This window comes from Streptomyces sp. STR69 (assembly GCF_024519455.1).
Taxonomy (GTDB): Bacteria; Actinomycetota; Actinomycetes; order Streptomycetales; family Streptomycetaceae; genus Streptomyces.
In genome coordinates, this window is record NZ_JALJRY010000045.1 from 52,009 (window position 1) to 62,156 (window position 10,148).

Here is a 10,148-nt window from a genome sequence, read left to right on the forward strand (position 1 = left end):
TCCCCAGGTGGAGACGGGCGCTGGCCTGCAACTAACAGGGGCCGCCCTGGTGGGCAGCCCCTGGAAGGTACCGGGTTCCAACAAACTTCTTATGGTGGGCGATACTGGGTTCGAACCAGTGACCTCTTCGGTGTGAACGAAGCGCTCTCCCACTGAGCTAATCGCCCGGGAACGGACTGAACAATACAGGCCCGCGCCGGTTTCCTTCAAACCGCTTCCAGGTACGTGAGGAGCCCGCGCCGTCCGGCCCGCATCATCAGCGCGTGGTTGAGGCGGAACACCGGCCGCCCGGGTACGGCGAACCACCTGAGCAGCGGCCGGTTCAGGTCGACCTCCTGGTCGTAGCGGGCGAGCGTGCCGGAGCCGTCGGCGGTGAGTGTCCAGCGGGCCCAGCCCTCCAGGTCGCCGGTCATCGCGATCTCCAGCACCCCGGCGGCCGGATCGCGCAGTACTTCGCGCGCGGTGAAGGTCAGGGCGTACGGCAGGCTCGCGCGGATGCGGATGACGCCGGTGGTGTCGTCGAGCTGGTTGACCTCGCGCACCTGCGGCCACCAGCGCGGATACTCCTCGGCCCGCTCCAGGACCGGGTAGACGACGGCGGGCGGGGCGGGCAGCTCCCACCGGGCGCGGAAGCGGTAGTGGGTCCAGTCCATGGCGGGAGTCTGCCCGCTGGGCGGCCCGTCTCCCGCCAACCAGGACCGTTTGAGTACCCGTACTCATGTCGTACGGCGTGACGGGGACCACACTCCGAGTTATGACGCCCATTCCGCCCCCGGCCGTGGAGTTGCAGCTCCTCGATGCCGAGCTGCACCAACTGGACGCCCGCCGTGCACAGTTGCTGCACCGCCGGGCCTGGCTCCTGACCGTGCTTCAGCCGGCCCGGTCCGCGCCCATGCCACCGCCCCTGCCCGCCGCACCGCCCCGCCGCGAGGCCACCGCACCCGGCGTACAGAACCTGCTGCTCGTGCTCGGCGGCCTCCTGCTCACCCTCGCCGCGACGGCGTTCACGCTGGTCAGCTGGGGCAGCATGGGGATCGCGGGCCGGGCACTGGTGCTCGGCGCGGTGACCCTGGCGGCGCTCGGCGCGCCCGTGGCGCTGCTGCGGCGGGGCCTGCGTTCCACGGCCGAGTCGTTCGCGGGCATCGGTCTCGTCCTGACCGTGCTGGACACCTACGCGCTCCACGAGGTCGCGTTCACGGACGCGGACGGCGCGACCTTCGCGGCAGCGGCGACGACGGTCCTGGCCGCGCTGTGGGCGGCGTACGGCATCGGCACGGCGGCGCTCCCGAGCCCGCCCGTCACCCGCGCCACCACCCGTACGGAACCGGGCACCGCGCCCACTTCACCGACCCTGTTCCTCCCGCTCCCCGCCGCGCTCGTGGTCGCCCAACTCACCTTGGTTCTCTGGGTGATCGCGGCCGGTGGAGGCACGCACACGATCACGGCGGCGGTACTGCTGACTGCCGTGATCGACATGATGATCGCGCTCCGGGTCGCCCCGAAGGCGGTGCGTGTCGTCGCCATCGGCGGTGCGTTCGCGATGGGCGGCTGGGGCGTGCTGGCGGCCGGCCTGATCTCCTTGTCGGCGGCCGGCCCGGGCGCCGCCGCCCGTGCGGCGGCGCTCCTGGTCCTCGCGGCGGCGGGCGCGTTCGGCGCCGCATGGCTCGTCCCGGGCCCGAGGCTGCGGACGGTCGCGGCCACGACGGGCGGGCTGCTCGGGGTCGCCGCGCTCGGTGGCCTGCTGCGCGTGCCGCTGCCCCTCGACTGGACGGTTCTGGGCTATCTGGCGTGCGGGATCGGCCTGTTGGCGCTTGTGCGGGGCCCGCTGCCCGAGCCGGTGCGCCGCGGTCTCGGCGGCGCCTCCGCCGCCGTACAGGCCATCGCGCTGCTGTCCACGCTGCCGGTCGTCGTCACCACCCTGTTCGGCCCGGTCGCATGGGTGTCCCGCGTCTGGTCCGGCGCGCCGGACGACGCGCGTGCCGCGGCGACGGTGGACATCGGGTGGCCGGAACTCCAGACCGCCGCTCCCCTGGTGCTCGTGGCGGTCGCCTCGGTACTGGCCCTCACGGTTCGCAGCGCCACGTGGCGGCCACGGGCCCTGTCCGCCGCCCTCACCCTGGCCTGGCTGACGGCGACGATCGCCCCGGCCGCGCTGCAACTGCCGTACGCCGTCGGCCTGTTGACGCAGGGACTCATCGCCGTGGCCCTGTTCTCCCTCGCGCATCGCACCGCCACGGTCCTCGCCCTGCTCACCACGCTCAGTCTGGCCACCCTCTCGCTGGCCTCCGAACAGGCCACGCTCGCCGTACTCGCCTCGCTGACCGCCCTGTTGGCGGGTGCGGCCTGGCGCGGGCGGCTCGCACCGGTCTGCGTCACCTTCTCCCTCGGCTACGCCACGGCTCTCGCCTGCGCGGTGGGCGCCTCTCTCGACTGGCAGCCCCAGCACATCGCGTTGCTGGTGCTCGTCGTACCGGTGACGGCCGCGCTGCTCGCCGCGCGTCTCACCGATCCGGTCACGACGGTGGTGGTCGAGGTCTCGGGCGCGGTCGCGGGCGTACTGGCGATCGGTCTCGCGGGGGCCGAACTGTCCATGCTGGCACTGGTGTTGGCCCTGTGCGGGGTGATCGTGGCCGGTACGGCGGTACGGCCTGAGCGCAGGAACCTGGGCTATGTGGCCGCCGCCCTCTTCGTCCTCGCCACTTGGGTGCGGCTGGGTACGTGGAACGTCAGCGACCCCGAGGCGTACACGCTGCCGGTGACCGTCCCCGCGCTGTTCGTCGGCGCGCTGCGCAGGCGCCGCGACCCGAGCGCCACATCCTGGACGGCCTACGGCCCCGGGCTCGCCGTCACGCTCGCGCCGAGCCTCCTCGCGGCCTGGACGGACCCGCACTGGACGCGCCCCCTGCTGCTGGGCACGGCCGCGCTGGTCGTCACGCTGCTCGGAGCCCGACACCGTCTGCAGGCACCGCTCGTCCTCGGCGGCACCACCCTCGCGCTGGACGCCCTGCACGAACTCGCCCCGTACCTCGCCCAGGTCGTCGGCGCCCTCCCCCGCTGGGCACCTCCCGCCCTCGCCGGACTCCTGCTGCTCGCACTCGGCGCGACCTACGAGCAGCGGATCCGGGACGCCCGGCGGGTGCGGGAGGTCCTGGGGAGGATGAACTAGGCCTGCGCTAAGGCATCTTGTCGCCGAGCAGCGCCAGGTTCTCGATGGCGGCGAGGCCGTACAGCGCGGTGTCGTTCGAGGACACCCACGCGGCCTCGCTGCCCGGGACGAGGGTGACCGGGCCGTTCAGCGCCTCCGTCTTCCACGGCGAGGACTCCGTGTAGCCGTCCGAGCCGTAGAACTTCGTCCAGGCCCGCTTGGCGAGCGTCGCGTCGTCGAGCTGTACGGCGGCGTAGGCGTCGAGGCGTGAATGACCCTGGAAGAGCAGCAGGGTGCCGAAGTTGGAGCCGTAGCGTGCCGCCTGTTCCGTCTTGGAGGCGTTGAAGTAGCGGCAGTAATCCATGTACACCTCCTTGAACTTGGGCATGTCGACGAGGTGAATCAGCTCCGCGCAGAGCTCGTTGAGGCCGAAGACCGCCGAGAGGTGCGAGACGGAGACCGCGGGTGCGGAGGCGACGGCGAACTTGCCCGTGTCGAGGTCGTACAGCCCGCTCCCCTGCACAAATCCGTTGGGCTGGGCGGCGATTGTCTCCATCGTGGACAGGACGCGCGCCTTGGCCTTCTCCCACTTCGGGCCCTTGCGCTCCCACTCGGTCAGCCACGCCGACACCAACCCGCTCCAGTCCGTACCGAATCCGATCGACAGGGCGTGCCGGTCGGGCGTGTACGGCGCGGTGCGGATCTTGCGGATCGGGTCGAGGACGAGGAACGTCTCGTCGGAGTCGACGTTGGCGGCCATGAGGTCGCCGACGCGTTCGTCCGCGGTGAGGAAGTAGTAGTAGCGCCGGTAGGTGGTGTTGGCGATGCGCTGCTGCTTGGCGCTGTCGGCGTAGTGCTGGATGCCGTGCCGCGTGCCCAGGCCGGCCCACTGTCCGAGGTGGTAGACGTCGACCTCGCCGGTGTGCCGGGTGAGCGCTTCGGCGAAGCGGAAGATGTCCGAGCGGCCCGAGCGGATGTACGCGAACCAGAGCCAGATGTCCGGCGACAGCTCCGAGTTGTCCCAGGCGTAGCCGCCGATGTCGTACCGCCACTGGTGGCGCACTGTGTCGTACGAGTGCATGAAGTCGCCGTAGTCCCAGAAGCCGTACCAACGGCGTTGCGCCACCTGGTTCTTGTAGTAGGTGAAGAGGAAGTCGAGGTGGTCCTCGATCTTCGCCTTGGCGGCGGTGGAGCGGTCGGGCTCGGAGTAGAGGCCGGGGCCGAAGACCTTGGACTTGATCAACTGTTGGGGTGGGGCGGCCAGTTGGGGCAACACTCGTACGGCTTCGACCTGTTGGGCGAGGGTCTCCGGGGTCGGTGTCGACTCGTTGGCCCAGAAGAGGAGTTCGGAGGTGCGGGCGATGCCGTACGGGGTGCCGAATTCGGGTTCGTAGTCCTCGTAGGTGATTTCGAGGCCTTCGAGCTGCTTGGCGTAGGTGTCCTGGCCCATGCCGTCGTGGTAGAAGCGCAGGTCCATCGGCTGGGCCTCGGGCGACCAGAGCCAGAGGGTGACCTCGGCCTCGTCGGTGTGGGCGGCACGGATGTCGAGCTGCGCGGGGAACTTCTCCCAGAAGTCCCGCAGCCCGAAGGAGAATCCGCCGCTCGCCCCGCCGACGTAGCCGAAGCCGGACGCGTGCCCGCCGCCGCCGGCGGGGATCCAGCCGTAGCCCTTCGTGGTGCGCTTGCGCAGGGTGAAGCCGTCGGCGGAGAGCTGGGAGAGGGTGTAGTCGCCCCACTTGGGGATGTACTGGAGGCGGGTCGTGACCCGTTGGTCCCAGGTGGAGGGATCGGCGAGTTTCCGGCCCGCGTACTGGGCCGCCTGGACGGTCGCGCCCGGATCGCGGCGCAGGCCCGTGATGCCCTGAACTGCCTCGCGCAGCAGGCCTGTTCCCTCGCCGCCGATGCGGATGTGGCGGTCGTAGGCCTGGTCCCGCATCGGCACGGTGAAGCGGACGCCCAGACCTCGGACGAAGTCTCCGCTGGCCTTGCCCGGTTCCACCGTGCCGTCGAAGGTGATCGTGTGCACCATGCGGAAGGAGTCGGCGCCCGCGTAGAAGTAGAGGCGGATCGAGAACGGCAGCCAACTCCGGCCGCCCTTGCGGTGTTTGCCGTCGATGCGGACCACCGCCCTTACTGGGCCGTCCTGTTCGACGGTGACCTCGCCGATCACTCCGTCGAAGCGCTCGGTCTTCACCGCGCCCTGGTCCTCGTCCTCGATCTCCGGCTGGCGGATGAGGACGAGCCGACCGTTCTTGGCGATCTCCGTGCCGCCCCTGGTGACCGACTTGATGAGGGTGGAGCCGTTCTTGCCGATCCTCGCGGTGATGACCCCGGTCGACACGTCGATGGTGCCGCCGCTCCTGTCGACGGTGACCTTCTGGTCGGGGGCGGCCGTGTCCCCGGCAGTGAGGGTGAGCTTGCCGGAGCCCGAACTCACCGCGTGCGCGGTCCACTTGAGCGATCCGTCGGGCCAGTAGGCGAGCGGCCAGGACTGGACCGGTACGGCCGCGCCACCGGCGTCCGTCAGCGCGAACGTCTGGTCCTCCTGGTAGGTGCCCATCGGCCACGGCACGCCGACCGTCGAACCGGGCGCGGCACCGAGACCACCGTCCTCCAGCCAGTCGAGGGTCACCGGATCGTCGTCGGCCGCCGCTGCTCTGGGCGCGGCCTGGGCGTCTTTCGCCCCTAGCGCCCAGCTGAACTGCGCGGCGGCTCCGGCGGCAGCGGCTGCCTTGAGGAGGGACCTGCGGGGGATGGGAGACATGGCCTTTCCTTTCCGTGCGGGTAGCGTTTTCCACGTCCGTTTGGTCAGGGGCATGACAGTCGAGAGATGCGGCAGCGGCCCACTGCCGTAGAGCCGGCCGCCGTCAGCGGTGCCGGTACCGCTCCTCCACCGCGACGGCCGCCGCGGCGACGGCCCCCAGCACGGGGACCGCCAGCGGTGCGATGAGCAGGGCGGAGCTGCCGACGAGGACCAGTCCGCCGACGAGCAGGAAGGAACCGGCGGGGTCGAGGACCGTACGGCGGCCGGCCTCGGCGAGCAGGGCCCGCCAGCTGTCCCCCGGCGCCCAGACCGCCGCTGCCCGCATGCCTGCGACGACGAGGCCGAGCAGCGCGAACACCCCGACGGCACCGACGAGCGGCCCACCGGGCAGCCCGGCCCGCACGGCCTGGACGTCCACCCACACGGCGGCCCCCGCGCCCCACCCGGCGAGGCCGACGACCCACCCGCCACGCACCGCAGCCCGGAAGTCCGCGACGAACTCCCGCCAGCCACCGCCCACATGACCCGTACGGCGCCTCAAGTGCCGTGCCCCGGCGGCGAACGCGGCCGGGTAGGTGACAACTCCCGCCGACGCGACGGCGATCCACACCCCGGTGAGCAGACATTCGGCGAACACCCCGAACCGCTCGGCGAAGACCGACTCCCCGCGCGCCTTCACCCGTGCTCCGGCCATCGCCTCAGCCCTTCAGTCCGGAGGTCGCCATACCGTCGATCAGGTATCGCTGGAAGGCGAGGAAGAACAGCAGCACCGGCAGCAGCGCGACCAGCGACATCGCGATCATGCCGCCGTAGTTCGCCGCCACTCCGTCCGAGTCGCGGAACATCATCAGGCCCAACGAGACGGTGTACTTGCCCGGTTCGTTGAGGTAGATCAACGGGCCCATGAAGTCGTTCCAGGCGTTGATGAAGGTGAAGATCGCGCTGGTGATGAGCGCGGGCCGACACAGCGGCAGCACGATCGACCAGTAGATGCGGAGGTGTCCGCAGCCGTCGAGGCGGGCGGCCTCGTCCAGTTCCTTCGGCAGGTTCCGCATGAACTGCACCATCAGGAAGACGAAGAAGGCCTCGGTCGCCAGGTATTTACCGATGAGCAACGGGACGTAGGTGTTGACCAGTTGGAGCTTCTGGAACATCACGTACTGCGGGATCAGCAGCACGTGGTACGGCAGCAGGAGTGTGCCGATCATCAGGGAGAAGAGCAGGTTGCGGCCGGCGAACCTGATGCGGGCGAAGGCGTACGCCGTCAGGGAGCAGGAGACGAGGATACCGACGACCGAACCTAGTGCGTAGAAAAGGGAGTTCTCGAAGAACGTCCAGATCTTGATGTCGGCTATGCCGTCGGCGAGGCCCTTGAAGTTGGACAGGATGGGGTGGCCCGGGAACAGCTGGAGGCTGTTGATGATGTCCTTGCTGGGCTTGAACGAGGCGCCGACGACCCAGAGCACCGGGTAGAGGATCACCGCGAGGATGAGCAGCGCGCCGAGGTGCCAGACCAGGGACCCGGTGTGCTTGCGGCCGAGGGCCGGGGGCTTCGTGGTGGTGGCGCTCATCGGGCGTCCTCCTCGTAGTGCACCCACTTCTTCTGGGACCAGAAGAGGACGGCCGTCACCAGCGCCACGGCGAGCAGCAGCATCCAGGCCATCGCTGCGGCGAATCCCATCTGGGCATCCTTGAAGCCCTTTTGGTAGAGGTAACAGGTGTAGACGAGGGTGGCGTCGGCCGGACCGCAGTACGTGTTGGAGACGACGTACGCCGAGCCGAAGATCTGGAACGAGTGGATGGTCTCCAGCAGCACGTTGAAGAACAGCACCGGGGAGATCATCGGGAGCGTGATGCTCCAGAAGCGCCGGAAGGGTCCGGCGCCGTCCATCTCGGCGGCCTCGTACAGCTCCCGTGGCACCTGTTTGAGTCCGGCCAGGAAGATGACCATGGGTGCCCCGAACTGCCAGACGGTCAGCGCGACCAGGCAGTACAGCACCCAGTCGGCGTTGCCGACCCAGCCGCCGACATGGAAGCCGAGGAAGGACTGCGTACGGTCCACCACGGCGCCGTCGGAGAAGAGCGACCGCCAGACGAAGCCGATCGAGACGCTCGCGCCGATCAGCGAGGGGGCGTAGAAGGCGGCCCGGTAGAAGGCCTGACCGCGGCGGCTCTGGGCCAGCAGCAGGGCGACGCCGAGGGCGAGCAGCAGCTTGAGCGGGGTGCCGATGACGACGTACTTCGCCGTCACCTCGACCGACTTCTGCCAGCGCGGATCGTCGAACATCGCGGTGAAGTTGTCGAGGCCGACCCACTTCGGGCTGTTGAAGAGGTTGTAGTCGGTGAACGCGAAGTAGAGCGAGGCGGCCATGGGGCCCGCGGTCAGCAGCAGGAAGCCGGCGATCCAGGGGGACATGAAGAGATAGCCGGCGAGGTTCTCCCGGCGGCCCCGCCGCCCCTTGGTGACGGGGGCGGCGGAGCGTGCCTTCCGGGTGGTGGGCACGGAGTCCTTGACGAGCGTCACGGCGGTTCCCATCAGGCTTGGAAGGCGGCCTCGGACTCGGTGAAGAACTGCTTCACCGCGTCGGCGACCTTGGTCTTGCCCTGTCCGAGGTCACCGCCGATGCGCAGGAAGGCTGCCTCGACGGTGTCGGCGCCGGAGGGGTGCGGGGTGATCGTGCCGAGGACGCCGGACTTGGCGGTGGTGTCCTCGTACTGCGCGATCTCCTTGCTCACCGTGTCGGTGGGCTTGAACGCCGCGTACTGCTCGGTGCTCGCCAGGATGCCGCGGTCGTAGCCCATGATCTTGCCGACCGCCGGGTCGTGGACCATGAAGTCGATGAACTGCGCGGCTTCCTTGGGGTGCGCGGTGTGGGCGGAGGCGCTCAGCATCAGCGAGGCGAGGTACTGGCCGGTGTCCTTGCCGTCCATGGTGGGGATCGGGGCGAGACCGTAGGTGCTGCTGCCCTCGGCCGAGTAGCGGACCGTGAAGTTGTCCCAGGTGAACTCCGAGGCGCCATGTCCGGCGGAGAGCGAAGACTTGGGCTGGTCCTGGGCGACGACCTTCGGGTCGGTGACGATTCCGGCCTTCACGCGGCCGTATCCGTCCGTCCACCACTCCGTCAGATCGGACTTGTCGAAACCGAGTCCGTCCTTGGTGAAGAACGCCTTGCTGTTCTGGCGGAGGTAGAGGTCGTACAGGTACATGATGGCGAAGTAGCCGGTGTCGCCGGGGACTTTCGTCTTGTCGTGGATCGTCTTGAGGGCCTTGAAGTAGTCGTCCCAGGTCCAGCCCGTGGCCGGGTCGACGCCCGCCTTCTCGAACACCTTTTTGTCGATGACCAGCGCCATGGTGTTGGAGCCGACCGGAACACCGAGCTGTTTTCCGTCGACCTCGCCGACCTTGGTGACGCCCGCACGGAAGTGATCCAGGCTCAGATTGCCTGCTTTTACCTGAGAGTTGAGGTCGAGCAGAATGCCTCTCTTGTCGTACTTCCGAAGAAATCCGACGGCGTTCTGGAATACGTCCGGCGGATTTCCGCCCGCGGCCTGCGTCTGGAACTTCTCCCAGAACGACTGATACGTCTGAAAGTCCGTCTTCACCTTGATCTTCGGATACTTCTTCTCGAAGAGCGCGATGGACTGATTGATCTTTTTCGCCCGCTCCTCGGCACCCCACCACGAGTAACGGATCGTCACCGTCCCGTCCGCGGACGTGCCGTCGTTGCCACCGCAGGCCGTCGCGGCCAGCCCCAGCGTGACCGCCGAGACTCCGGCGGCCTTCAAGACCGTACGCCTCTCCACATTCGTGCCGGTTCCCATGACGGGCCCTCCCCGTAGCGTCGTTGCCACCTGCATGAATCGTTTCAAGTAAGCGCTTGCTGGCACAAGTTACGGAGGCCCTCGGGGTGCGTCAATGATTCGGACAGGAATTTCTTGTGACCGGCTGAGCGCTACGACGGCGCCGCCGGGCGCGTCACGGGAGCGGTGGGACGGACATCGCAGGTGAGACGGCCGCGATCGGCCCGCCGAACAGGAAGCGGCCTGCCGCACTCGTCGGCGACCGGCCGAAAAAGGCCTGGGCGGCGGGGAGTTGACTTCTCGTCACCGATGGGCGAACGACGACGGCCCGCCTGCGTGATCACAGGCGGGCCGTCGGTCCGGGTGGGCGATACTGGGTTCGAACCAGTGACCTCTTCGGTGTGAACGAAGCGCTCTCCCACTGAGCTAATCGCCCGG

7 protein-coding genes and 2 tRNA genes are annotated in these 10,148 nt (G+C 69.0%); 1 reads left to right on the forward strand and 8 read right to left on the reverse strand.

All coding sequences use genetic code 11. The annotated features are described in order from the left end of the window. Positions 1–92: 92 nt before the first annotated feature. Together OC490_RS46065 and OC490_RS46070 are read right to left on the reverse strand one after the other, a co-directional pair. Positions 93–167 (reverse strand) — tRNA-Val (locus tag OC490_RS46065). Between the two features lie 39 nt (positions 168–206). Next, positions 207–653, reverse strand: coding sequence for an SRPBCC family protein (locus OC490_RS46070; RefSeq protein ID WP_262064048.1), 447 nt, complete (start codon positions 651–653; stop codon positions 207–209). Positions 654–754: 101 nt separating this feature from the next. Between OC490_RS46070 and OC490_RS46075 the strand changes: the two genes are divergently transcribed. Next, positions 755–3,166: an SCO7613 C-terminal domain-containing membrane protein gene (locus OC490_RS46075; protein WP_410099266.1), complete on the forward strand. Its 2,412-nt coding sequence runs from the start codon at positions 755–757 to the stop codon at positions 3,164–3,166. Between the two features lie 7 nt (positions 3,167–3,173). Here OC490_RS46075 and OC490_RS46080 read toward each other — a convergent pair whose 3' ends face one another. From OC490_RS46080 to OC490_RS46105, 6 genes are all read right to left on the reverse strand, one after another. Continuing rightward, the gene (locus OC490_RS46080) at positions 3,174–5,909 is read right to left on the reverse strand and encodes a Tat pathway signal sequence domain protein (protein WP_262064050.1); all 2,736 of its coding nucleotides are present in this window, start codon (positions 5,907–5,909) and stop codon (positions 3,174–3,176) included. Between the two features lie 103 nt (positions 5,910–6,012). Continuing rightward, positions 6,013–6,603 carry a hypothetical protein gene (locus OC490_RS46085; RefSeq protein WP_262064051.1) on the reverse strand — a complete coding sequence of 197 codons (591 nt, stop codon included), beginning with the start codon at positions 6,601–6,603 and terminating at the stop codon, positions 6,013–6,015. A gap of 4 nt (positions 6,604–6,607) precedes the next feature. Then, a complete protein-coding gene (locus tag OC490_RS46090; RefSeq protein ID WP_262064052.1) occupies positions 6,608–7,480 on the reverse strand; it encodes a carbohydrate ABC transporter permease in 873 nt (290 codons plus the stop codon). After that, positions 7,477–8,445, reverse strand: coding sequence for a carbohydrate ABC transporter permease (locus tag OC490_RS46095; RefSeq protein ID WP_410099267.1), 969 nt, complete (start codon positions 8,443–8,445; stop codon positions 7,477–7,479). Before OC490_RS46095 ends, OC490_RS46090 begins: the two co-directional genes overlap by 4 nt. Then, on the reverse strand, positions 8,445–9,731 hold the full coding sequence (locus OC490_RS46100; RefSeq protein WP_262064054.1) for an ABC transporter substrate-binding protein: 1,287 nt from the start codon (positions 9,729–9,731) through the stop codon (positions 8,445–8,447). Before OC490_RS46100 ends, OC490_RS46095 begins: the two co-directional genes overlap by 1 nt. Before the next feature lie 343 nt (positions 9,732–10,074). Then, positions 10,075–10,146, reverse strand: a tRNA-Val gene (locus tag OC490_RS46105). Positions 10,147–10,148: the final 2 nt, after the last annotated feature.